Raw genomic sequence first — 23,644 nt, forward strand, 5'->3', positions numbered from 1 at the left:
CATGAACGGTATCGGAACCGCAACGCATTCCGGCGCGGGCTCCACAGTGGCGGATCTGCCTCGATGAACAGCATGTTCGCCTCTTTTGCATCCGGATCGGCCTCGGTTGGCGGGCTGTTGCACCGGTTTGCCAATCCGGGGCGGTTCCTGCGGGTGGGGGTTTGGCTGCAGCCGGTGCTGACCTGGCCGGCGCTGCTGCTGACGGCGGCGGGGCTGGTGTGGGGGTTGTTCCTGTCGCCGGCCGACTGGCAGCAGGGCGACGCGGTGCGCATCATGTATGTTCATGTGCCGGCCGCCTGGCTGGCCTCGCTCGGCTATGCGGCGCTGGCCGTGTGCGGGCTGCTCTCGCTGGTCTGGAAACACCCGCTGGCCGACCTCGCCGCCGCCGAGATCGGGCCCGTGGGCGCCTGCATCACCGGCGTGTGCCTGGCGTCGGGCTCGCTCTGGGGCCGGCCGATGTGGGGGGCCTGGTGGGTGTGGGACGCGCGCCTGACCTCGGTGCTGGTGCTGTTCTTTCTCTATCTCGGCCACATCGCCCTGGTCCGCGCCTTCGATGACCCCAGGCGCGGTGCCCGTGCCGCCGCGATCCTGGCGCTGGCCGGGGCCGTCGACCTGCCGATCATCAAGTTCAGCGTGCAATGGTGGAACACCCTGCACCAGCCCGACAGCATCACCCTGACCGGCGCGCCCACCATGTCAATGAGCATGCTGTGGCCGCTGCTGGTCTGCACCCTCGGTTTCAGCCTGGGCTTCGCCGCCATCGTGCTGGCGCGGCTGCGGGCGGCGGTGATGGAGAGCCGCACCCGCACCCTGCTGCTGGCGCCCTCCCGGGCAGCGCGCGCCGCATGACCCACCTGCCCTACGTCGCCGGCGCCTACGGCCTGACCCTGGCGGTGGCGGCCGTGCTGTCCGTTTCGGCCGCCCTCCGGCTGCGTCGCGCCCGTCGCCGCCTGGCCGCGGTGGATGTCCGCCGGCGCCCGGACCCCGCGCCATGACCCGCAAGTCGCGCCGCCTGTGGCTGGTCGGGGGCTGCCTGCTGGGCTTCGGCGCCGCGACCGGCCTTACGTTGCAGGCGTTCAGCGCCAACATCGTGTTCTTCATGGCGCCGTCGCAGATCCTGGAGCACCCGCCGGCGGCCGGCCGCACCATCCGGCTCGGCGGCATGGTGGTGGCCGGCTCGCTGGTCCAGAACCATGCCGCCGGACGCGAACCCAGCGTGCAATTCCAGGTCACCGACGGCCAGCAGGCGGTCCGCGTGCGCTATGTCGGCATCCTGCCCGACCTGTTCCGCGAGGGGCAGAGCGTGGTGGCACTCGGCGAGATGAGCGGCGACGGCAGCTTCCAGGCGGCCGAGGTGCTGGCCAAGCACGACGAGACCTACATGCCCAAGGATGTCGCCGCCGCCCTGCGCCGCTCCGGCCGCTGGGACCCGCGCTTCGGACCACCCCCCGCCGCCGCCAGCTGGAACAGCATGACCACCGCCAGCGTCACCCACGGCACCTGATGAGCCCGGTTCTCGGCATGCTGCTGAGCCCCGAACTCGGCCGCTTCGCGCTGGCCCTGGCCTGCACCCTGGCCCTCGCCCAGTGCGCGCTGCCGCTTGCCGGCGCCTGGGCTCGCCACCCGCGGCTGATGGCGACCGGCCCCGGCCTCGCCTTCGGGCAGCTGGCCTGCCTGGCGCTGTCCTTCATCTGCCTGGCGGTGGCGGCCATCGGCAACGATTTCTCGGTGCAGAACATCGCCGAGAACAGCGCCATCGCCAAGCCGCTGCTCTACAAGATCACCGGCATCTGGGGGAACCACGAGGGCTCGATCCTGCTCTGGTCGCTGATCCTGGGCTTGTGCGGCGGCGCCGTCGCCTGGTTCGGCCGCTTCCTGCCCTCCACCTTGCAGGCCCGCGTGCTCGGCGTGCTCGGCGGCACCGCGGCCGGCTTCGAGCTGTTCTGCCTGCTCACCTCGAACCCGTTCGACCGCGTCTGGCCGGCGCCGGTCGACGGCCACGGCATGAACCCGCTGCTGCAGGACCCCGGCCTCGCCTTCCATCCACCCATTCTCTACACCGGCTATGTCGGCTTCGCGGTGCCGTTCGCGTTCGCCGTCGCCGCCCTGCTCGAGGGCCGCGTCGATGCCGCCTGGGGGCGCTGGGTCAGGCCGTGGGCGGTGGCCGCCTGGTGCTTCCTGACGTGCGGCATCGCGCTCGGCTCGTGGTGGTCGTACTACGTGCTCGGCTGGGGCGGCTACTGGTTCTGGGACCCGGTCGAGAACGCCTCGCTGCTGCCCTGGCTGACCGGCACCGCCCTGGTGCACTCCGCGATCGTCGTCGAGAAGCGCGAGGCGCTCAAGGTCTGGACCGTGCTGCTGGCGATCGGCACCTTCTCGCTGTCGCTGTCCGGCACCTTCCTGGTGCGCTCGGGCATCCTCAACTCGGTGCACGCGTTCGCCAACGACCCGGCCCGCGGCGTGTTCATCCTGGCCCTGCTCGGGCTGGTGATCGGCGGCGCGCTGCTGCTGTTCGCGATCCGCGCCCCCACCCTCTCCGCCGGCGGCAGCTTCGCGCCGCTGTCGCGCGAGGGCGCGCTGGTGCTGAACAACATCCTGCTGTGCGCGATCTGCGCGGTGGTGCTCGTCGGCACGATGTATCCGCCGTTCGCCAGCCTGCTGTTCGGACAGGCGATCAGCGTCGGCAAGCCGTTCTTCGACGCCACAGCCGCCCCGATGGCGCTGCCGCTGCTGGCGGTGATGGCGATCGGCCCGATGCTGCCCTGGAAGCGCGCCCAGCTCGCCCCGGTGATCGCCCGGTTGTGGTGGGCGGCCCTGCTGGCGGGCGCGGCCGGACTGGTCGCCGCCTTCGGTCTCCGGGGCACGCTGCCGGTGCTGGCGTTTGCACTCGGGGTCTGGGTGATCGCCGGCAGCATCGCCGGCGTGATCCAGCGGGTGCGGCCGGCGGGAACCAGCGGGCGCGTGTCGCTGGCCGACAGCCTGCACCGGGCGCGGATGCTGCCGCGGGCGGTGTTCGGCGCGGCACTCGCCCATGCCGGCGCCGGCATCACGGTGATCGGGCTGGCGGGCATGTCGGCTGCCAGCCACGCCATCGTCTCGGTGCATACCGGCGACAGCGTGCCGCTCGCCGGGTACCGCTGGACGCTGGCCCGCATCGACGACCAGGCCGGCCCGAACTACCACGCCCGCATCGCCACCCTGCTGGTGCACCGCGATCGCCCCGACGGCGCACTGGTGACGGTGCTGCATCCGGCGCGGCGCGATTTCGCGAGCCAGGGCCAGACCACCACCGAGGTCGCGATCCACACCAACCTGGTGTCCGACCTGTATGCCGTGCTGGGCGAGGAACACGGCACCGGCGCCGACCATACCGCCGTGCTGCGGCTGCACTACAACCCGCTCGCCCCCTGGATGTGGCTCGGCGCCCTGGTCATGGCCCTCGGCGGCGCCCTCTCCCTCAGCGACCGACGCATCCGCGTCGGCGCCCCACACCGCGCCAGAACACGCGCAACGGTGCCGGCAGAGTAACGATGCCGGAACCAGTCGGCATCATCCAGCCCGAACGCTCCGATATTCCTGGCGCACTATCTCCATCAGTTCGACCACCGACGTCGAGGCGGCGTCTTTTTCGTAGGTGATCGTGCCGCGCTGCATCAACATGATCCGGTCGGCGATCTCCAGCGTCTGCGCGTAGTTGTGCATGATCATGATGATCGACAGGTTCCCCTTGGCCTTCAGCCGCAGGAGCAGGTCGATGATGAGGCCGGCCTCGCGCACGCCCATCGCGGCAAGCGGTTCGTCGAGCAGCAGGATACGTGCGTCGGAATTGATCGCACGCGCCACCGCGATCGCCTGCCGCTGCCCACCGGACAGGCGCTCCACCGGGAGATCCACCGACGGCACGTTCACGCCGATCTCTTCGAGCAGTTCGGCAGTGCGCCGGCGCATGGCGCGGTTGTTCAGCAGCTTGATCGGCCCAGGATAGACGATCTCCCGGTTGAGAAACATGTTGTGATAGATCGACAACCCATTAGCCAACGCCAGATCCTGGTAGACGCACTCGATCCCCATCGAACGCGCATGATCCACCGACCGGAACGCGACCTCCTGCCCGTGGATGAACAACTGACCCTCGGTCTGTGACTGGAAACCGGTCAGTATCTTCATCAGCGTCGACTTTCCGGCGCCGTTATCGCCGAGGATGCCGAGAATCTCGCCTTCCTGCAGATGCAGCGAGACGCCATCCAGCGCCGTGATGGCGCCGAAGCGCTTCACGATGTTGTCGGCGCGCAGAGCCTCGACGCGGGATCCGTTGGTGGCGCTCATCAGACGGCTCCGCTGCGACGCAAGCGTGCGACCTGGATATTGAAGACCATCGCCAGCAGGATTGCAGCGCCCAGGATGATGTTGAACGTGAACGCGTTGATCCCTATCAGCGTGAAGCCGTCATTCAGCACGCCCAGCACCGTGGCACCGATCAGGCCGCCGATGATGGTGCCGGACCCGCCGGCGAGCGAGGTCCCACCGATCACGCCGGCGGCGACTGCCAGAAACATGATCTGGCTACCACCGGCCTGCGGGTCGATCGAGGAAATCCGGAAATCCTCGAGAATGCCGACGAAGCCCGACAGCATGGCGCTGATGACGAAATTGCCGATCTTGAGCCGGGTCACGTTGATGCCGGCCTCGCTGGCGCCGACAGGATTTCCACCGGATGCCACAGTGTGCAACCCCCAGCGGGTGTTGCGGAGCAGCAGGTGCATGAAGGCGGCGATCACCAGCGCCCACAGGATTTCACTGTAGCCCCAATGACCGAAGATTGCGGCCAGGGTTGGATTGTTCGGGGTATCGACGGGCGTTCCCGCAGACAGGGTGAGGGTCAGCCCGTTCAGCAGGAACATGGTGCCGAGCGTGGTGACGAAACTCGGCACCCGCAGCAGCAGCGTCACCATGCCATTCACCATGCCGACCATGGCACTGGCAAGCAGCCCGAGCAGGATGCCGACGATCGGCGGCAACCCGGCGATGACTGCGTAATGCATCATGAACGGCGCGAAGGCGAAGATCATCCCGGCCGAAAGGTCGATCTCACCGCCGATCATCAGCATGATCTCGCCGAGCGAAATTATAGCGGCGGGCGCGATGAACTGCGTGAGGTTCTGCAGGCTCGCCTGGGACAACAGGAAATCGCGATTGGCACTCTCGAAATAGATGATGAGCAGCACGGCAACGACGAAGATGCTCACTTCGCGCCAGCGGAAGATCACGTCGAAGATGCGTATGCGAAGGCCGGGCCGATCCGGGCCGGACGGACCGGCCCCGGAGTTTGCTACCACGCTCACGCGCCTATCCTGCGATGGGGACGGTGAGCGGCACGATCTCCGACTGGCTCGACTTGCCTTCATAGCGAGTCGAGGTGCTCAGATAGGGCCCGACATTCTCCTTGGTTACGAACTTCAGGCCGGTATTGACGTTCGCCGGGCCAACGAGCCCACCAGAGGCCAGGAAGGTGAACATCTCCATCACCGTGTAGAAGCCCTGCAGATAAGGCTGCTGGTCGATGGTGAAGTCCATCGAGCCCTTCTTGATGAGTTCCAGCGTGCGTGGAAGCAGGTCGAAGCCGCCGCCATGCACGCCTTTCGCAGCGAGACCATACTGGTCCATGGTTTCCGCGACACCCTCGGTGGTTCCCCCATCAACTGCGAACATGCCCTTCACGTGCTGATGGCCGAGATAGTACGCCTTGACCTTCGAAATCTCCTCGTTGACGGTCGCACCTGTTGCGACGACATCGATGGTGATCGCCTTGCCCGACTTCTTGATGACGTCGGATGCTCCGTCCAGACGCGGCTGGATATTGAGCGCGCCCGGGGTCGCGATGAACAGCGCGATCGGCCCGCTATCGACGAGGCTGAGGATGCGGTGGCCCATCTCGACGCCGGCCAGGTAGAGATCCTGTCCGATATAGGCAAGCCGTTTGTTGCCGCTGTCCGCCGGCGAGTCGGCATTGTACGAAAACACCGGGATGCCGGCAGCAAGAGCCTGCTGCACCGGATCGTTGAAGGCGTGCGGGTCGATGATCGAGACCGCGATCGCGCTGGCTTTCGCAGCGATTGCGGAATTCATCGCGCTGACCATCTGGCCGACGTCGGAGGTGACCGAACCGGTCCATTGCGTTTCGCAGCCGAGCAAGGCCGCAGCGTCCTGCATGCCGTATTGCGTCGGCGTGAAGAACGGGTTGGTCGTCACATGGTTGACAAACACGAAGCGCCACTTCGGATGCGCCGGAAACGGTCCGCCGGATGCGGCCAGGGCGCTGCGTGAGCCAGCAAGTATGGACAGGGCACTTCCGAGTGCGGCGCCTTTCAGCAAGCCGCGGCGATCGGGGCCGGACGCCTGCGCGTTTCCTGTTTGTTCCGGAACAACCGGCTGGACCGGTGCGAACTCATCGAGTCGAGACATGATGATCCTCCAGTGTGTAGGATCATCATCCGATGCCTATTCAGTATCGGAGTGCCCTATTTACGAACAATCCAGGCATCCTGTCGGGGATAGAGTCAAGCCGACCGAGTAAAAATTTCGGATTATTCATGAGCTCGGGCGCATCCACCGGCCGGCGTCTTCGGCTTCCAGCCTCGCACGATGACGTCGGCACGTCAGACCTCAACCGCTGGGCTGCGGCAGCTCAAGACCGTATACTCGACAGATCATATGCAAGACGGCAGGCCGCCTCACGGAGGACGGGTTGCCACCGTCCCGGTCGCGCCCTCCGGTAACCCGTCTGGAAAACGATCAAGAAAAAGGGCACCGAAGACGGTCGTGATGAAGCCGTAGAAAACGTTATCTCAGCTACACCGGATGCCTGGATCGACGAAGCGGTCGCCCGAACTTGTCCGACTGCCTGACCGGCCGCGCCCGGTGTCGCGTGGTTTCTGCGTATGCGGCCGGTGCCTATGCAGCATCCTGAGGAGATGCCAGCAGCCTGCCGAACAGCAGTGCAAAAGCCGCGAGCAGGATCGTCGCCGAACCGATCAGTGCAGCGTGCAACAGCCAGAACCGTGTCCCGGACATCTGCGTGACGAGCCCTGCAAGACGAGCGACCAGCAGGTTCGCCAGGAACAGGTGGAGCACGAAGGCATTGACCACCGTGGCACCCAGCGCACGCGGAGCGCGCCGCGCATATAGCGCCATGCCGACCGGGTAGAAATTCGAGAAGCCGAAATCATTGACCAGGTGGAACGCGAGGCCCCAGCCCAGTCCGATCTTGTGGCCGTCCGCCTGGAACGATGCCAGCGCCAGGATCAGCGGCGCCAGCATCAGCAGCACGCTCGCCCCCGCAATCCGCACGATCTCGCCCGGCAGCCGCCAATGCCGTCCCCACCAACGCCAGAACAGCATCGACGACGCCAGCGTCCCGATCCCGAAAAAGGCGTCGAGCGACACCAGCCAGCTCACCGGCATGGTGTGGCCGTCGAACACGAGCGCGTAGTTCTGCTGGCCCCACAACAGGTAGCCGTTGAAGATCTCCATGTTGCCGACCGACGCCATCGCCAGCACCGGAAGCATCGCCGCCAGCACCAGCAGGACGCGCTTGTCGGTCCGCGTCAGACCCGTCTTCGCCACCACACTGTGCAAGACACGTCCCGCAACCGGTTCCGGCGGCAGCCAGCGCCGACCGCCGAGATAGGTCAGCAGCCCGAGCAGCATCCCGAGGCCGGCAGCGGCAAAACCCCAGTGCCAGGCATAGTCCTCGCCAAGCGTCCCGCAGACCAGCGGCGACACCACCACGGCGATGCTGACGGCCAGCGAATAAAGCTGGAACGCGTCGGCGCGCCGTGTATCCGCCGGTCCATACAAGCCGCTCACCTGCGCCTTCAGCGAGCCGGCGCATCCGAGGCCGGTGATCAGACAGGCAAGTGCGATCAGGAACGTCGCATCGAATGCCAACAGGAAATGCCCGGCGGTCATCAGCACGCTGCCGAGAATGATGGTGCGGGTGCGGCCGAGCAGCCGATCCGCCAGCAACCCACCCAGGATCGGGGTTGCCCAGATCGTTGCGGAATACAGGCCCATGATCGCCGCGGCCAGCGCCACACCCGTGACCGGCCCCATCAAAAGCCCGATCAGGCTGCGGAACGCACCGAACCCCCACACATGCTCGACATGGCCCGGCCGCAACAGCTGGGCGCTCATGTACAGCACCAGCAGCGACTGCATGCCGTAGAGGGAAAACCCGACCCAGCCCTCGGTCGCTGCCAGTACGGCAAGCCCGCGCGGGTGACCGAGGAACGCACGATCGTCGGCCGGGCTTGTCCGGTGCGGGGTCAGGGTCTGCGTCGTCATGAAGCGGGGCCTCGTGGAGATCGACGTCTAATGACCACGCCGGCGTCACGAGACAAAGTGGACCGGGCTGGCGATCTCGATCAGCGCGCCGCGGAGGCGAGCCGGATACCGGCTCGCGAGATTTCGCGGATTGTCAGATCTCCAGACGCGTCCAGGCGGCATCGGCCTTGTGTGATGCGATCACCGCGTCGATGAAGGCGACGTTGCGAAGCCCGTCCTCGATCCCGGGCAGTAGCGCGCCGGCGTCACCCGACGGCGTACCCGCGAGCCAGGACCGGAGCAGCGCGGCGGCGTCGGTGTAGATCTGCGCGAACGCCTCGAGATACCCTTCCGGATGACCGGCCGGAATCCGGGTCGCGTTTGCGGCCGCCTCCGACAGACCGGGCATGCCGCGCGTCAGACGCCGTGTCGGCTGGCCGAGGGGCGAGAAGTGCAGCACGTTCGGCTCTGCCTGCAGCCACTCCAGCCCGCCCTTGTCGCCGAACACGCGCAGGCGCAAGCCGTTCTCGCACCCGGGCGCCACCTGGCTGCACCACAGCATCCCCCGCGCACCGCCCTCGTAGCGAAGCAGCATGCGGGCATCGTCATCGAGCCTCCGTCCAGGTACGAAACTCGACAGGTCGGCGGCCACGGATTCCAGCCGCAATCCCGTGACGAACCCGGCCAGCTGGTGCGCGTGGGTGCCGATATCGCCGACGCTGCCGCCGGGTCCGGATCGTGCCGGATCGGTGCGCCAGGCCGCCTGCTTCTGGCCGGTCTGCTCGAGCGCCTCGGCCAGCCATTCCTGCGGGTATTCCACCTGCACCACACGGATCGTGCCGAGTTCGCCCGCCAGCACGCGGGCGCGCGCCTCGCGGACCAGCGGGTAGCCGGTGTAATTGTGGGTCAGCACGAACGGCAGCCCGGTGCGACCGAGCAGTTCCGCCAGCGACCGCGCATCCTGCATCGAGGTGCAGAGCGGCTTGTCGCAAATCACCGGGATCCCGCGGCTCAGGAAGGCGTGGCAGATCGCGGCATGACTGTCGTTGGGGGTGACCACGCTGACCACGTCGATGCGGTCCGATCGCCCGGCTTCCGAAGCCGCCATCGTTTCGTAATCGGCGTAGGCGCGATCAGGCTCGATATGAAGGGCTGCCGCCGAGTGCCGCGCCCGTTCCGGATCGGACGACAATGCGCCCGCCACCAGCTCGTACTGGTCGTCCAGACGGGCCGCCATCCGGTGCACGCCGCCGATGAAGCTGCCGGCCCCGCCGCCGACCATGCCGAGACGCAGGCGCCGGTCGGTCATGCGCCGTCTCCGGCCGGCAGACCGAGCATGCGGCGATTGGCCGCCCGGTCGGTGCCACCGCTGGCGAAATCATCGAACGCGCGGTCGGTCACCGGGATGATATGGCGCCGGATGAACGCGGCCCCTTCGCGCGCGCCGACCTCGGGAGCCTTGAGGCAGCATTCCCATTCCAGCACCGCCCAGCCGTCGAAATCGTACTGCGCGAGCTTGGAGAACACCGCACCGAAATCCACCTGGCCATCGCCGAGCGAGCGGAACCGGCCGGCGCGGTCGATCCAGTTCTGGTAACCGCCATAAACGCCCTGGCGCGGGCTCGGCACATACTCGGCGTCCTTGGCGTGGAACATGCGGATGCGCTCATGGTACACGTCGATGAAGCCGAGATAGTCCATCACCTGCAGCACGAAGTGGCTGGGATCGTACAGGATATTGCAGCGCGGATGATTGCCGACACGCTCCAGGAACATCTCGAACGTGACGCCATCGTGCAGGTCCTCGCTCGGGTGCAGCTCGTAGCAGAGATCGGCGCCGGCCTCGTCAAACGCATCGAGGATCGGACGCCAACGCGCGGCCAACTCCCCGAACGCCTCGTCGATCAATCCCGCCGGCCGCTGCGGGAATGGATACAGATACGGCCAGGCCAGCGCTCCGGAAAACGTCACGTGCGCGGTGAGCCCGAGCCGCCGCGTCGCCCTGGCCGCGAGATGCAGTTGGGCGACCGCCCACTCCTGCCGAGCCGCCGGATTGCCGCGCACGGACGGATGCGCGAACCCGTCGAGAGCCGTGTCGTAGGCCGGGTGGGCCGCGACCAATTGTCCCTGCAGATGGGTGGACAATTCGGTCAAGGCGAGGCCGTTCGCCGCCAGGGTGCCCTTCACCTCGTCGCAATAGGTGTCGCTTTCCGCGGCGCGTGCCAGGTCGAACAGGCGCGCGTCCCATGACGGGATCTGCACGCCGTCGAAGCCGCACTCCTTCGCCCACGCGGCGATCGCCGGCAGGCTGTCGAACGGCGCCGCATCACCGGCAAACTGCGCCAGGAACAGCGCCGGACCCTTGAGCGTCTTCATCGAGTTTCCCCTCTTCCTCAGGCCGCCGCGCGCGGCATGCGCGGCAGGATCAGGTGCATCAGCAACAGGGCGAGCAGGTACGCGCCGGCCGCACACCCGAACAGGATCACGTAGCTTCCGGTCGCCTGCAACACCACGCCGGCGGCCTCCGCCACACCCATGCCGCCGATCGCACCCGCCATGCCGCCGAGCCCGACCACGCTGGCCACCGCATTCGGCGGATTGGTGTCCGACGCCATGGTGTACAGGTTCGCCGAGAACCCCTGGTGCGCTGCGGCGGCAAGCCCGATCAGCAACGTTGCCGGCCACAGACCGTGCAGGATCGGGGCGAGGAAGATCGGCACCACGCACAGCGCGCACACCAGGAACGCGACCTTGCGCGCGGCAAGCGGCGACATGCCACGGCGGATCAACGCAGAGGACAGCCAGCCGCCGGCGATGCTGCCGACATCGGTCATCAGGTAGATCGTCACCAGCGGCAGGCCCATCTGGCTGATGTTCAACCCGTGGCTGCGATGCAGGAAGTCCGGCACCCAGAACAGGTAGAACCACCAGACCGGGCTGGTCAGGAAAGTGCCGACCACATAGGCCCAGACCGCGCGGTGGCGCAGCAGGCCGATCCAGCTTTCCTTCACCGGCGGCAATGCGTCGGCCGTGTCGCTGGCGATGTAGGCACGCTCGGTGGCAGAAACTCGCGGATTGCGGTTCAGCGGCCGGTAGAACGCCAGCCACGCCACGAGCCACAGCAGCCCGAGCCCACCGGTGACCGCGAAGGCGCAGCGCCAGCCGTAATGCACCGTCAGCAACGGCACCAGCAGCGGGGTGATCAGTGCGCCGATATTGCTGCCGGAGTTGAACAGCCCGGTGGCGAGTGCCCGGTCACGTCGGGGGAACCACTCGCCGATCGCCTTGATCGCACTCGGGAAGCCGCCGCCCTCGCCGAGCCCGAGCAGCATGCGCACGGCCGCAAAGCCGCCCACCGTGGCGACGAGCGCATGCGACACCGCGGCGATGCTCCAGACCAGCACCGCGCCGAACAGGCCCCAGCGCACGCCGATCAGGTCGATCAGCCGGCCCGCACCCGCGTAGCCGACCGCGTAGGCCGCCTGGAAGAAGAACACGATGTGGCCGTAATCGAGGTCGTTCCAGTGCAGATCCTGCTGCAGCACCGGCTTGAGGATGCCGATGACCTGGCGGTCCATGTAATTCAGCACCGTCGCGGCAAACAGCAATCCGACGACGGCCCAGCGCACGCGTGTCATTGTGCCGGCGCCGGCGGTGGCCTGGGATGCGGCGGGCGCCTGTGCTGCAGACTCTCCCCGTGTAATCGACATCAACTCGTTTCCCCGTGTCCCTGGCGCGCCGGTTGTCCCGGTCGTCGTTCGGATTGTTGTACGGCCGGATCAGCCGTGCGTCGGTTCGGTCTCCCGCGCGGTTCGCGGCTGCAGCCCGTGGCTTGCGAAACTGCCGCCCTGGTATCGCGCGGCGACCGGATCGACCGGCGTCCGCGCGGCCTCGATGGCGGCCGCGTAATCCTCGGCATCCTGCACCGGGCGGTAGCCGAGCCGCTCGGACCCGGCATTGTCCCACCAGCGCCGCGCGTTGTTCGACACGCCCCACACCGCCAGGCAGCCGACCTCCGGTGCCTCGATGCCACGACGCACCAGCGCCAGCAGATCGCGATGGCCGAGCCACGTGCTCAGATGGCGGACCTCGACGGGCTCCGGCAACGCGCTGCCGATCCGCAGCGACACGCCCTCGATGCCGTGCTTGTCCCAGTACAGCCGCGACATGGACTCGCCCCACGACTTGCTCAGCCCGTAGAGCCCGTCCGGGCGGTAGGGCGCCTCGAGACCCAGTGTCTTACCGGCAGGATGCATGCCGAATGCGTGGTTGGAGCTCGCGAACACCACCCGGCGCACGCCATGACGGCAGGCGCCCTCATACAGTGCGGCCAGGGCACGCAGGTTGTTCTCGATGATCTCGTCAAGCGGGCGCTCGACACTGGTGCCGGCCATGTGCACGGCCACATCGATGCCGGCCAGCACCTGGTCGACCACGCTGGGATCGCGCAGGTCACCCTGCACCACCGCCTCGCCAGGCTGCAGCGGCGTGAGTGGCCGCAGATCATGCGAGCGGAGGTGGTGCCCCGCGGCGATCAGGCCCGGACGCAGCACGACGCCGATCGCGCCCGCCGCACCGGTCAGGGCGACGCGCAGTCCGGGCGCGGCTGTATCGGACTGGAGCGTCATGGCGGGTCTCCGGGCGGCCTCGCAGGAGGCGGACACTGCGCCCGCACCCGATACTGGTCAATTCATATGACAACACCATCGCTTGCCCGGAATTGACAGCGGCCACCCCCGCCGCAACGCTGGGAGATGCAGCAGAGGTGGCGACCGTGACAGGGCCCGCGTCCGAGACCACCGAGGCTGGAGCCGGGGGCGATTTCACCCTGGTGCCCGGTCGTCGGCAGCCGCTGGCCGATCAGCTCTACGGCCAGATTCTCGAGCAGATCGTATCCGGACGGCTGCGGGCCGGCGAGCGCCTGCCGTCGGAGCAGCGGATCTCGGCAATGTTCGGCGTATCGCGCCCGATCGTCCGCGCGGCGCTGATGCGTCTGGGCGCCGACGGGCTGGTGCAGGCGCGGCAAGGTGCCGGAACCTTCGTGCTGCACCGGCCGTCCGACCGGCTGACCGACCTTGCCGATGCCGGCCACGTATCGGGCTTCCTGCGCTGCATCGAGGTCAGGCTGCCGCTGGAATCCGCCGCCGCACGGCTGGCCGCCCAGCGCTGCGGCCCGGCCGAGTTGCGTCAGCTGGAGGCGGCCCAGGCGGCCTGCCGGCGGGAGGCGCTCGAGCAGGGCGGCATGGGCCAGGAGTCCGATCTGCGCTTCCACGCTGCGGTCGCCGCTGCCGCCGCCAACGAGATGTTTGCCGACCTGCTGCAGCACATCCACGCCCAGCTCGCCGGCTTCATGCGCGTCTCGCTGAGCCTCACACGGCTGGGTTCCCGCGAGCGCGCGCTGGCCGTGGTCGAGGAGCATGGCTACGTGCTGGACGCGATCTCCACCGGCGACGGCGATGCGGCCGAGACCGCGATGCGCTTCCATATCGGCCAGGCGCGCCGCCGGATGATCGACCGCGACCGCGACCCCTGAGGCGTGGCCGGGTCCAGGCTGAGCCCTCAGGCGCTGCCCAGGCCGGCCTGGGCAGTCACGACGCGCTCGATCGCCATCAGGCCATCCGTCACCGCCTGCACCTCCGGCCGATGCGCCGCGCGGAGGTTCGACAGCATCGGCAGGATCGGCCCCATGTCGGCAATGCCGGACAGGGTGACGGCCTCGTGCAGCACCGGGATGCCGCCGAACTTCACGCGCACGGCCTCGAACTCCAGGAACGGCGCCCGCAGCCGCTCGATCGCTGCCGCGTCGCCGACACGGTAGGCGGCGAGCAGCGCCATGGCGGCTTGCGGCGCGATGCAGACGCCACCGGAGGTCCAGGTCGCGAGCCCATCCTGTCCGATATGCGCATGCAGCGGGGTCTCGGCCATGCCGCTCGCTACCCGCTCCGGCCCGATTGCGGCCAGGATGTCGGCCAGCGTTCGGTCGCCCACCGGATCAGCACGCTCGATCGCGTATTTGACGAAGCTCACCACCCCGTCCCGGACCAGCCGCTCGATCTGCCCTGGCGCCAGGTAGCCCTCGCGCTTGACGTAGAGCACCAGGGGAAACCCGGTCGCCTGCACAGCCAGTCGGAGGCCGCGCTCGATGCCGGCCGGGTCCGATGGGAAACCGGCCGGTAGCGCCATCGCCTGGCCGAACCCGGCGTCCCGCAGCAGCGGCGCATGGTCCAGCATGCGGCCAAGATCGGGACCGATCGAGGGCAGCACCGACATCTCCGGTCCGGTCTGCTCGGCCAGCAGCGCCAGCAGGGTCCGCATCCTCCCGAGATCGATGTGGTACATGTTGGCATTGCCGCCGAACAGCACGATGCGCACGCCGCCCTGCTCGATATGGCGCAGCAACATGCCGTTGGCATCGGCGTCGATCGACAGGTCCGGCCGCAGCGGCAATGGCGGCACGGCGACCACGGACAGGCTATAGTCGCTCGGCGCAAGCGGGGTCGTGCGCATCGGCTCGGTCTCCGGAACTGATGCCGTGCTCTTGCGCCCGGCGCGATTGGCCTGTCAAATCATATGACAACTGTTGCCAGAGGATCGACCATGAGCGAGTGGCGACCGAGCCCACGCTATCCCGATCCGGCAGTGCAGGCGCTCGATCCGGCGTTCGGGCGGTTGGTGCTGTTCAACGCCTCGGTCGAGCGGCTGTCGACCGGCGGCCGGTGGCACGAGGGTCCGGTGTGGTTCGGCGACATGCGCGCACTGTTCTGGAGCGACATCCCGAACGATCGCATCATGCGCTGGGACGAGGAGACCGGCGCGGTGACCGTGTTCCGCCGACCGTCGGGCTTTGCCAACGGCAACACCCGCGACCGGATGGGGCGCCTGGTCAGTTGCGAGCATGGCGGCCGCCGCGTGACCCGCACCGAGCATGACGGCCGTATCACAACCCTTGCCGATCGCTTCGAGAGCCGCCGGCTGAACTCGCCGAACGACGTCGTGGTGCACAGCGACGGCAGCGTGTGGTTCACCGACCCGCCATTCGGCATCCTCGGCCATTACGAGGGCAACCAGGCGCAAACCGAGATCCCCGAGCAGGTGTACCGGCTGGACGCGAACGGCACGCTGGCGGTGGTGGCGGATGACGTCTCCGGCCCGAACGGCCTGTGCTTCTCGCCCGACGAGCGCATCCTCTACCTCGTGGAGTCCCGCACCAAGCCCCGGCGCATCCTGGCGTACGACGTGTCCGAGGCAGGCACACTCGGCAACAAGCGCGTGCTGATCGGGTGCGATGACGGCGGTGCGGCGGACGGCATCCGTTGCGACATCGAAGGCAATATCTGGGCCGGCTGGGGCACCGGCGAGGGGCTCGACGGGGTCATGGTGTTCGCGCCCGACGGCACCCGGATCGGGCGGATCGTGCTGCCGGAGCGCTGCGCCAACCTCTGCTTCGGCGGACGCAACCGGAACCGGTTGTTCATGGCCGCCAGCACCTCGGTCTATTCGCTCTACGTCGCGACCCAGGGCGCCGTCTGAACCCAGCTTCCGGAAGGATCCGATTGCCGTGACCGACGACACGTTGCACCCCCCGCATCTGGAACCAGGGCCCATCCCCGACAGCCCGATCGCGACACGGCGCACGCCCGAAGACCTGCGCAGCCGGCGCTGGTTCGGGCCGGCGGATCTGCGTTCTTTCGGTCACCGCTCACGCGCGATGCAGATGGGCTACGCGCCGGAGGAGTGGACCGGGCGGCCGGTGATCGCGATCCTCAACACCTGGTCCGACCTGCAGCCCTGCCACACCCATTTCAAGACGCGGGTCGAGGACGTGAAGCGCGGCATCCTGATGGCCGGCGGCTTCCCGGTGGAACTGCCGGCGCTGTCGCTTTCGGAATCCTTCCTGAAGCCGACATCGATGTTGTACCGGAACATGCTCGCGATGGAGGCCGAGGAGCTGATCCGCGCGCATCCGATCGACGGCGTCGTGCTGATGGGCGGCTGCGACAAGACCACCCCTGCCCTGCTGCTCGGCGCCACCAGCGCCGGCGTGCCCGCGATCTACGTGCCGGCAGGTCCGATGCTGCGCGGCAATTGGCAGGGCCGCATATTGGGCTCCGGCTCGGACAGCTGGAAATACTGGGACGAGCTGCGCGCCGGCAAGATCACCGACCAGGACTGGCTCGGCGTCGAGGGCGGCATCGCGCGCTCACCCGGCACCTGCATGACGATGGGCACCGCCAGCACCATGACGGCGATCGCGGAAGCGATCGGCATGGTGCTCCCCGGCGGCTCCTCGATCCCGGCCGCGGACGCCGGACACATCCGCCTGTGTTCGGAATCCGGCCGCCGCATCGTCGACATGGTGTGGGAGGACCTGACGCCGGCGCGCATCCAGACCCGCCCCGCCTTCGAGAACGCGATCGCCGTGGCGATGGCGATGGGCTGCTCGAGCAACGCCATCATCCACCTGATCGCGATGGCCAGGCGCGCCGGCCACGATATCGGGCTGGCGGATTTCGAGCGTGCCAGTCGCCGGGTGCCGGTGATCGCCAACGTGCGGCCGACCGGGGACGCGTATCTGATGGAGGATTTCTTCTACGCCGGCGGCATCCGCGGCCTGATGAGCCGGATGACAGACCATCTGCATCTCGACTGCATGACCGTCACCGGGTGCACGCTCGGCGAGAACATCGAGGGCGCCCGCGTGTTCAACGACGACGTGATCCGCACCCTCGACCGGCCGATCTATGGCGAGGGCTCGCTCGCGGTGCTGACGGGCAACCTGGCGCCGGATGGCTGCGTGATCAAGCCGGCGGCGATGGACCAGCGTTTCCTGAAACACACAGGCCCGGCCGTGGTGTTCGACGATTACGCTGCCCTGAAACGCGCCGTCGATGACGAACACTGGGACATCACCGCAGACCACGTGCTGGTGCTGCGCAATGCCGGGCCACAAGGCGGTCCCGGGATGCCGGAATGGGGCATGCTGCCGATGCCGAAAGCGCTGCTGAAGCAGGGTCATCGCGACATGCTGCGACTTTCGGACGCACGCATGAGCGGCACCAGCTACGGTGCCTGCGTGCTGCACGTGGCCCCGGAATCCTTCGTTGGCGGCCCGTTGGCGTTGCTGCGCGACAACGACCTGGTGAGCATCGACGTCGAGGCGCGCACGATCCGCATGGAGGTCGACGACGCCGAGCTGGAGCGTCGTCGCGCGCTGCACACGCCGCTGCAGCCCCGCTACGAGCGCGGCTATGGCTGGGTCTATACGCGCCACATCCAGCAGGCCAACGAGGGCTGCGACTTCGACTTCCTGCGCACCGATTTCGGCGCCCCGGTCGGCGAGCCGGCGATCTACTGATCAGCGGAGACGAGACCATGACCCTCAAGACCGAGACCCGCGAGCGGCTGCAGCGCGTCAGCACGCCGACGCTCGCCACCATCCTGTTCAAGCGCGGCCTGCGCCAACAGACCATCCAGGGCGTCCGCCCGCTGCGGGCTCCGGACGGGCTCTCGATGGTCGGCCCTGCCTTCACGCTGCGCACCATCCCGGCGCGCGAGGACCTCAATCCGATCACCGTGTTCCGCGATCCCGGACATCCGCAGCGCCAGGCGATCGAGCAGTGTCCGCCCGGTGCCGTGCTGGTGATCGACAGCCGCAAGGATCCGCGGGCGGCCTCGGCAGGCGGCATCCTGGCGACGCGACTGATGGTCCGGGGCGCGGCCGGCCTGGTCACCGACGGCGGCTTCCGCGACAGCGCCGAGATCGCCGCCCTGGCGATGCCGAGTTACCACGCCCGCCCGAGTGCCCCGACCAACCTGACCTTGCACCAGCCGATCGAGTTCGACGTGCCGATCGGCTGCGGCGATGCGCCGGTGTTCCCGGGTGACATCGTGGTCGGCGACGCGGACGGCCTCATCGTGATTCCGTCGCACCTCGCCGACGAGATCGCCGAGGAGGCTACCGAGATGACCGTTTACGAGGATTTCGTGACCGAACGCGTGCTGGCCGGACACACCATCATCGGCCTCTATCCGCCAACCGACGAGGCCAACCTCGAGCTGTTCCGGGCCTGGCGACACCACCATCTGCGTTGAGGCCTGCATTCGATGGCGGTCCGGACATGCCAGCGGCCACCCACCACCTGCTGCGCGAGAACGGCCAGGGAAACAGGCCCGAGTTCAGCGAGACCGTAAATCCCGGCATCCGGACATTACCACTGTAATCCCGGAGTAAAGCTATTCTATAAGTTCGACATCCACCCGATTTTGACTAATTGAATATATAAATCGGGTTCAGCTGTGTTTCGATCCGCATTGGGGCATCAAGGGAATAGATGCCTGACCCGGGCAATTGTGGTGTTCAAATTCCCAGGCACATTGCAAGCCGATGTCGCGAAAGTGTCGGGAAGCTGAACCAAGCCGCTGGTCGTCGCGTGGGGACTGCTGGTGCCCTTCCGGAAACACCTGGCTCAGTGCATCGGTACTCTGGATCTCGAAACCGGCAAGGTTGCTCTCGGCATGATCGACCGGGCGGGTTGCGGCGACTGCTCGATTCCGGCGCTGAACTGTCGGCGTTCTCGCACGCCCGACAGCGACCTGTGTTCAACATTCCGGAGCACACGCCAGCGGTGCGACACTACCGGAGTTGCGATCGAGCGGCTGGTGCTATGTCAAAATCCCCACGAGACCGTGATCCATCGCCTGGACATTCACCTCCAGGATGGTCCGATCGCACGAGCAATGCGCCGGACGGATGGCGACGCGCTATTGTCTGTCAGGCACGGCTGACGCCGCAAGCAAACCGGTCGCCACTCAAGCCACAATCGCGCCGGTCCAACCAGCGGACCGGCGCAATACTCCAGGAGTGGCGCGTCGCGACGACTGCAGCCGGATCAGCGCATCACCAGCCACACGACAGCCACCAGGCCGACTGTGAAGATGGTCGCACCGAAATTGATGAGGACGGAGCTCAGGTCGCGCGTCGGCGGCGTGGGGAGCTTCGTGTAGGTCGTGGTGCTCGACATGGCGGGTATCCAAAGGGTTCGGAAGCAGGTCAGCCACCTCCTGTGGCCGCTCAGATAGGTCAGCCCGACAGCCATGACCACACACGCAAATGCATGCCTAGTGTGCAGATGCTGATTAATTAATTTGCAACTTCGTCTGGAAACGTTGGCCTCCATCTCGCCCGATGAAGCATGACGCTTGCGTGACGGTGCTTTTGCCGACATGCCTTTGCACAGGTCGAGACGTCGAGGCACCGATTGATCAGCGAGACCGACATCGTCGCAGCTTATATGTGGCTCCTCGGTCGCGTGCCCTCGGCGGACGAGATCGCGGCCAACCGTGCGCATTATGCCGGCTCCCCGCATGACGATGTGCACGACTTCAAACGGCACCTGTTGCGATCGGCAGAATTCAGGACCCACCGGCTCCGCGCGCATACGTTCGCTCCGGATACCTCGCTGGACCTGGCGGCACCCAGGCTGGTGTTCCTGCACATCCCCAAATGCGGCGGGACGACATTGCACGCGATGCTGTCGACCCAGTTCGCTGCGGAGCGGATCTGCCCGGAGCGTAATGACACGCTGGGCGACTGGACGATCAACGAGCTCGCCGCCTACGACCTGTTCTCCGGTCACTTCGACGTCGCCCCATGCCGCTCGATTCCGGGACGGCTTCGCATGCTCACCCTGTTGCGCGAGCCGAAGGCGCGGCTGATGTCGCTCTATTATTTCTGGAAGTCGCACCGTCCGCACCCGGATCGCGATGCCTACGAGATGCTCCTGCTGGCGCGCTCGATGTCGCCCGAGGCGTTCTTCGACCACCCTGTGGTGGTCCGCCATGCCAGGATCCGCAACGCGATGACCGTCCAGCTGGCCCGGACCAGCATCTGCCGCCTGCTCGCCCCGGACGATCCGATCCTCGCCGATCCGGACGCTGCCCTCGAACAGGCCTGGGCAACCCTGCGGGACCTCGCCTGCTTCGGCATCATGGAGCGGTTCGAGGACTCTCGGATGCTGTTGAACGCCACGCTCGGACTGTCGATGCCGCAGATCGAGCCGCGCCAGGTGCTAGACCGCCTGGTCGTCACCGACGACCAGCTCGTCCTGGTGCAGCGCGTGCCGATGAGCCCCGCACTGGACGCCCTGCTCGACACGCTGACGACGATCGACCGACCACTCTATGCGCGCGCGCTGGCCTTGTTCGAGCAGCGCCTGGCCGGCAATGGGATGCGGACGCCGGCATCGGCTGGCCTCGATCCCGAGCCTCCGTCGCTGATCAGGCAGGTGACCGGCCTGCTCCGGCGCTCTACCGGATCCGCGGGTGCGACGAGACCGTAGCGATCGGGGGCGCTGCCGTTTAGATCTGGGGCGCCGGCTGCACAGGACAACGCTGGACGGTCGTGATCGCCGGCCCATATGAAGCCCAGACAATCCCAGGACGTGATCCCGATGACCAAGCTCCACTCCGCGACGGCGATGCTCGCCACGACCTTCGGCCTTCTGCTGGCGGCCGGACCGGCATCCGCTCAGGTGCCGCCCCGCACCCGCGGCGTCATCACCGCAGTCAGTGGCGACAGCGTCATGCTGAAGAACCACTCCGGCACGGTGACCCTCAAGATCGGCAGCACCACCGGCTATATCGGCGCCCGGTCGGCGTCACTCGGCGAGGTCAAGGCCGGCCGCTTCATCGGCACCGCGGCCGTGCCGCAGCCGGACGGCACACTGAAGGCGCTCGAGGTCACGGTATTCCCCGAGAGCATGCGTGGCGCCGGCGAAGGCAATTACGGCTGGGACCTCGGCAAGGGCTCCTCCATGACCAACGGCACCATCGGCTCGGTGGTCGGCTCCTCCGGCCGCAACATGACTGTCGACTACAAGGGCGGCCAGAAGACGCTGATGGTGCCGGACGACGTGCCGGTCGTGGATCTCGAGCCCGGCGCCGCATCGCTGCTGAAGCCCGGCGCGCATGTCGTGGCGTTCGGACCGAAGGCGGCGGATGGCAGCGTCGACGCCAAGCGGATCATCGTCGGCGAAGACGGCACCGTCCCACCGATGTAACCGGATCCCGCCGGCTGCCGTATGATACTCCGGCGGCCGGACGCTTCAGGAGTGACCATGACCATCGAGACGACCATGCAGCCATCAGGTCCGAAGCTGATGGTCGTCCATCCCCTGGTGGTGCGCCTCACCCACTGGGTGAACGCGGTCGCCATCGTGATGATGGTGATGAGCGGCTGGCAGATCTACAACGCCTCGCCGCTGATCCCCTTCCGCTTTCCCGCCTGGGCAACGCTCGGCGGCTGGCTCGGCGGCGGCATTGCCTGGCACCTGGCGGCGATGTGGCTGCTGGTCGCCAACGGGCTGCTGTATTTCGGCTACGGCCTGATCGCCCGGCACTTCCGACGCTCGTTCCTGCCGCTGACGCCGCGCGCCATCGGGCATGATCTCGGCCAGGCGCTGACCTTCCGTCTGAAACACAAGCTCGGCACCTACAACGCGGTGCAGCGGTTGCTCTATGTCGGCGTGCTGGCCCTGGGTGTCGTCGTGGTGGTGTCCGGGCTCGGCATCTGGAAGCCGGTGCAGCTGCAACTGGTCGACGCGGCTCTCGGCGGCTACGGCACGCTGCGCTGGATCCATTTCTTCGCGATGACCGGGATCGTGCTGTTCGTGGTGGTGCATCTGGCGCTGGTGGCGGTGGTGCCGAGCACTCTGCCCGCCATGATCACCGGACGCGCCCGCATCGCCGCCTCGCCCGTGGAGCTCGATCGATGACCGACCCCGCAAACCCGCCAATGGAGGATCGCTCGCCGGAAGCCAGGGCCAGCCGGCGGGCGTTGCTAGAGACGTTGCGCCCACGGCTGGAGCGGATCGAGCGACGCTCGTTCCTGCGCCAGGGCCTGTCGCTCGGCGCCCTGACCATGCTGTCGGGATGCAACCTGGCGGACGGCGACGCGGTCGATCGCGTGCTGCTGGCGATGTCGCGCTTCAACGACCGGGTGCAGGCGCTGCTGTTCAGCAGGACCACGCTGGCGCCGACCTATGCCGCCAGCCGGATCACCAAGCCGTTCCCGTTCAACGCCTTCTACCCGATCGACAACGCGCCCGACATCGACGGCGACAGCTGGAAACTCGAGGTGTCCGGACTGGTCGCCGACAAGACGCCCTGGACGCTGCCCCGGCTGCGCGCGATGCCGCAGGAGAGCCAGATCACCCGGCTGATCTGCGTCGAGGGCTGGAGCGCCATCGGCCAGTGGAGCGGCGTGCCGTTCCACATGTTCCTGAAGCAGATCGGCGCCGACACCACGGCCCGCTATGTCGGGTTCAAGTGCTCCGACCGGTATTATTCCTCGATCGACATGGCGACGGCGCTGCACCCGCAGACCATCATGACGCTGGATTACGGTGGCGAGGAGCTGCCGACGGTATACGGATACCCGATGCGGCTGCGCATCCCGACCAAGCTCGGCTTCAAGAACCCGAAATTCATCGCCGCGGTGTTCGTCACCAACCAGTATCCTGGCGGCTACTGGGAGGACCAAGGCTACAACTGGTTCAGTGGAAGTTAGCTGCGGCCAGAGCTTTTTCCGGTCGATAAGCAAGATCGATCGGATGATGCTCTAGCCGATGCTGGCGCCCGGCGTGAAGATCAGCATGACCGCGGCCATGTGCACCAGCGCCGCCACCAGCACCAGCAGATGCCAGATGGCGTTGTGGAAGCGCAGCCGCTCCCAGCTGTGGAATACCGTGCCGACCGAGTAGATCGCGCCGCCCCCGAGCAGCAGCGCCAGCACCGGAGCAGAGAGGATGCCGTATAGCGAAGGCAGCACCGAAACCAGGATCCAGCCCATGCAGAGATAGAGCCACAGCGACACACGCTGGAAGCGCTCGAACCAGGTCAGCGTCAGCGCCACGCCGATGAGGGCCAGGGTCCAGATGACGATGAACAGCGGCACGCCCAGCCGCGCCGGCAGCGCGTGCAGGACGAAGGGTGTGTAGGTGCCGGCGATCATCACGAAGATCATCGACCGGTCGATCAGGCAGAGCGCAGACTTCCGGCGTCCCGGCGGCCAGAGATTATAGGCGGCCGACGCACCCAGCATGCACAGCAGGCCGATCGCATAGACCAGCAGCGCCAAGGCCCCGGCACGGTCGGTTTCCGGCAGGGAGCGCGCGAGAAGCCAGGCAAGGCCGGCCGACGCCGAAACCAGGCCGACGACATGGACCACCTGATCGGCCGCGAGCTCGTCGCGTCGATACGTCGGGAAGATCATGGGATGGTGGGCGAACCGCCACCGGGGCCGCGGGGGGCGGACCGGACCGTC

At 67.4% G+C, this 23,644-nt stretch carries 23 protein-coding genes; 12 read left to right on the forward strand and 11 right to left on the reverse strand.

Translation table 11 applies throughout. The features are described from left to right. The first annotated feature begins 72 nt into the window (after window positions 1–72). From ccmC to ACOEQ2_RS01855, 4 genes are read left to right on the forward strand one after another with little or no spacing between them, the layout of a single operon-like run. On the forward strand, window positions 73–849 hold the full coding sequence (ccmC, locus tag ACOEQ2_RS01840; RefSeq protein ID WP_419731107.1) for a heme ABC transporter permease CcmC: 777 nt from the start codon (window positions 73–75) through the stop codon (window positions 847–849). Next, on the forward strand, window positions 846–995 hold the full coding sequence (gene ccmD, locus ACOEQ2_RS01845; RefSeq protein WP_419729696.1) for a heme exporter protein CcmD: 150 nt from the start codon (window positions 846–848) through the stop codon (window positions 993–995). Before ccmC ends, ccmD begins: the two co-directional genes overlap by 4 nt. Continuing rightward, a complete protein-coding gene (gene ccmE / locus ACOEQ2_RS01850) occupies window positions 992–1,504 on the forward strand; it encodes a cytochrome c maturation protein CcmE (protein ID WP_419729697.1) in 513 nt (170 codons plus the stop codon). Before ccmD ends, ccmE begins: the two co-directional genes overlap by 4 nt. After that, complete coding sequence (locus tag ACOEQ2_RS01855) at window positions 1,504–3,528, forward strand: heme lyase CcmF/NrfE family subunit (RefSeq protein ID WP_419729698.1); 2,025 nt, start codon at window positions 1,504–1,506, stop codon at window positions 3,526–3,528. Before ccmE ends, ACOEQ2_RS01855 begins: the two co-directional genes overlap by 1 nt. Before the next feature lie 21 nt (window positions 3,529–3,549). On the opposite strand, the gene ACOEQ2_RS01860 is transcribed toward ACOEQ2_RS01855, so the two are convergent. The 8 genes from ACOEQ2_RS01860 to ACOEQ2_RS01895 all read right to left on the reverse strand — a co-directional run bounded on the left by ACOEQ2_RS01860 (window position 3,550) and on the right by ACOEQ2_RS01895 (window position 12,950). After that, window positions 3,550–4,275 (reverse strand): ATP-binding cassette domain-containing protein, encoded by a 726-nt coding sequence (locus tag ACOEQ2_RS01860; RefSeq protein WP_419729699.1) that lies wholly within the window; start codon window positions 4,273–4,275, stop codon window positions 3,550–3,552. 50 nt (window positions 4,276–4,325) lie between these two features. Beyond that, window positions 4,326–5,342, reverse strand: coding sequence for an ABC transporter permease (locus tag ACOEQ2_RS01865; RefSeq protein WP_419729700.1), 1,017 nt, complete (start codon window positions 5,340–5,342; stop codon window positions 4,326–4,328). 4 nt (window positions 5,343–5,346) lie between these two features. Next, entirely contained in the window at window positions 5,347–6,462 is a 1,116-nt protein-coding gene (locus ACOEQ2_RS01870) for a sugar ABC transporter substrate-binding protein (protein WP_419729701.1), read from the reverse strand. Between the two features lie 489 nt (window positions 6,463–6,951). Further along, complete coding sequence (locus ACOEQ2_RS01875; RefSeq protein ID WP_419729702.1) at window positions 6,952–8,343, reverse strand: peptide MFS transporter; 1,392 nt, start codon at window positions 8,341–8,343, stop codon at window positions 6,952–6,954. Window positions 8,344–8,476: 133 nt separating this feature from the next. Beyond that, window positions 8,477–9,631: a Gfo/Idh/MocA family protein gene (locus ACOEQ2_RS01880; protein ID WP_419729703.1), complete on the reverse strand. Its 1,155-nt coding sequence runs from the start codon at window positions 9,629–9,631 to the stop codon at window positions 8,477–8,479. After that, entirely contained in the window at window positions 9,628–10,698 is a 1,071-nt protein-coding gene (locus ACOEQ2_RS01885) for a sugar phosphate isomerase/epimerase family protein (protein ID WP_419729704.1), read from the reverse strand. The genes ACOEQ2_RS01880 and ACOEQ2_RS01885 overlap by 4 nt, the downstream gene beginning before the upstream one ends. 17 nt (window positions 10,699–10,715) lie before the next feature. Next, window positions 10,716–12,032 (reverse strand): MFS transporter, encoded by a 1,317-nt coding sequence (locus ACOEQ2_RS01890; RefSeq protein ID WP_419729705.1) that lies wholly within the window; start codon window positions 12,030–12,032, stop codon window positions 10,716–10,718. A 69-nt stretch (window positions 12,033–12,101) separates the two neighbouring features. After that, complete coding sequence (locus tag ACOEQ2_RS01895; protein WP_419729706.1) at window positions 12,102–12,950, reverse strand: NAD-dependent epimerase/dehydratase family protein; 849 nt, start codon at window positions 12,948–12,950, stop codon at window positions 12,102–12,104. 137 nt (window positions 12,951–13,087) lie between these two features. Between ACOEQ2_RS01895 and ACOEQ2_RS01900 the strand changes: the two genes are divergently transcribed. Then, window positions 13,088–13,855, forward strand: a complete 768-nt coding sequence (locus ACOEQ2_RS01900) for a FadR/GntR family transcriptional regulator (RefSeq protein WP_419729707.1) — start codon at window positions 13,088–13,090, stop codon at window positions 13,853–13,855. Between the two features lie 26 nt (window positions 13,856–13,881). Here ACOEQ2_RS01900 and ACOEQ2_RS01905 read toward each other — a convergent pair whose 3' ends face one another. Then, window positions 13,882–14,829, reverse strand: coding sequence for a dihydrodipicolinate synthase family protein (locus ACOEQ2_RS01905; RefSeq protein ID WP_419729708.1), 948 nt, complete (start codon window positions 14,827–14,829; stop codon window positions 13,882–13,884). 90 nt (window positions 14,830–14,919) lie between these two features. Here ACOEQ2_RS01905 and ACOEQ2_RS01910 point away from each other — a divergent pair, with 90 nt between their 5' ends. The 3 genes from ACOEQ2_RS01910 to ACOEQ2_RS01920 are packed head-to-tail and all read left to right on the forward strand — an operon-like array spanning window position 14,920 to window position 18,414. Beyond that, window positions 14,920–15,852 (forward strand): SMP-30/gluconolactonase/LRE family protein, encoded by a 933-nt coding sequence (locus ACOEQ2_RS01910; RefSeq protein WP_419729709.1) that lies wholly within the window; start codon window positions 14,920–14,922, stop codon window positions 15,850–15,852. Window positions 15,853–15,910: 58 nt separating this feature from the next. Beyond that, window positions 15,911–17,677 (forward strand): L-arabinonate dehydratase, encoded by a 1,767-nt coding sequence (araD, locus tag ACOEQ2_RS01915; protein ID WP_419731108.1) that lies wholly within the window; start codon window positions 15,911–15,913, stop codon window positions 17,675–17,677. A gap of 17 nt (window positions 17,678–17,694) precedes the next feature. Next, a complete protein-coding gene (locus ACOEQ2_RS01920; RefSeq protein WP_419729710.1) occupies window positions 17,695–18,414 on the forward strand; it encodes a ribonuclease activity regulator RraA in 720 nt (239 codons plus the stop codon). Window positions 18,415–19,211: 797 nt separating this feature from the next. Here the strand turns inward: ACOEQ2_RS01920 and ACOEQ2_RS01925 are convergent. Continuing rightward, window positions 19,212–19,343 (reverse strand): hypothetical protein, encoded by a 132-nt coding sequence (locus ACOEQ2_RS01925; protein WP_419729711.1) that lies wholly within the window; start codon window positions 19,341–19,343, stop codon window positions 19,212–19,214. Between the two features lie 270 nt (window positions 19,344–19,613). Between ACOEQ2_RS01925 and ACOEQ2_RS01930 the strand changes: the two genes are divergently transcribed. From ACOEQ2_RS01930 to ACOEQ2_RS01945, 4 genes are all read left to right on the forward strand, one after another. Beyond that, on the forward strand, window positions 19,614–20,660 hold the full coding sequence (locus ACOEQ2_RS01930) for a sulfotransferase domain-containing protein (protein WP_419729712.1): 1,047 nt from the start codon (window positions 19,614–19,616) through the stop codon (window positions 20,658–20,660). Window positions 20,661–20,771: 111 nt separating this feature from the next. Further along, the gene (locus ACOEQ2_RS01935) at window positions 20,772–21,380 is read left to right on the forward strand and encodes a DUF5666 domain-containing protein (RefSeq protein ID WP_419729713.1); all 609 of its coding nucleotides are present in this window, start codon (window positions 20,772–20,774) and stop codon (window positions 21,378–21,380) included. Window positions 21,381–21,437: 57 nt separating this feature from the next. Continuing rightward, complete coding sequence (locus ACOEQ2_RS01940; RefSeq protein ID WP_419729714.1) at window positions 21,438–22,094, forward strand: cytochrome b/b6 domain-containing protein; 657 nt, start codon at window positions 21,438–21,440, stop codon at window positions 22,092–22,094. After that, the gene (locus ACOEQ2_RS01945) at window positions 22,091–22,888 is read left to right on the forward strand and encodes a molybdopterin-dependent oxidoreductase (protein WP_419729715.1); all 798 of its coding nucleotides are present in this window, start codon (window positions 22,091–22,093) and stop codon (window positions 22,886–22,888) included. The genes ACOEQ2_RS01940 and ACOEQ2_RS01945 overlap by 4 nt, the downstream gene beginning before the upstream one ends. Before the next feature lie 51 nt (window positions 22,889–22,939). On the opposite strand, the gene trhA is transcribed toward ACOEQ2_RS01945, so the two are convergent. Further along, a complete protein-coding gene (trhA, locus tag ACOEQ2_RS01950) occupies window positions 22,940–23,593 on the reverse strand; it encodes a PAQR family membrane homeostasis protein TrhA (protein WP_419729716.1) in 654 nt (217 codons plus the stop codon). Window positions 23,594–23,644 lie beyond the last annotated feature (51 nt).

The organism is Lichenicola sp. (genome assembly GCF_965198575.1).
GTDB lineage: Bacteria > Pseudomonadota > Alphaproteobacteria > Acetobacterales > Acetobacteraceae > Lichenicola.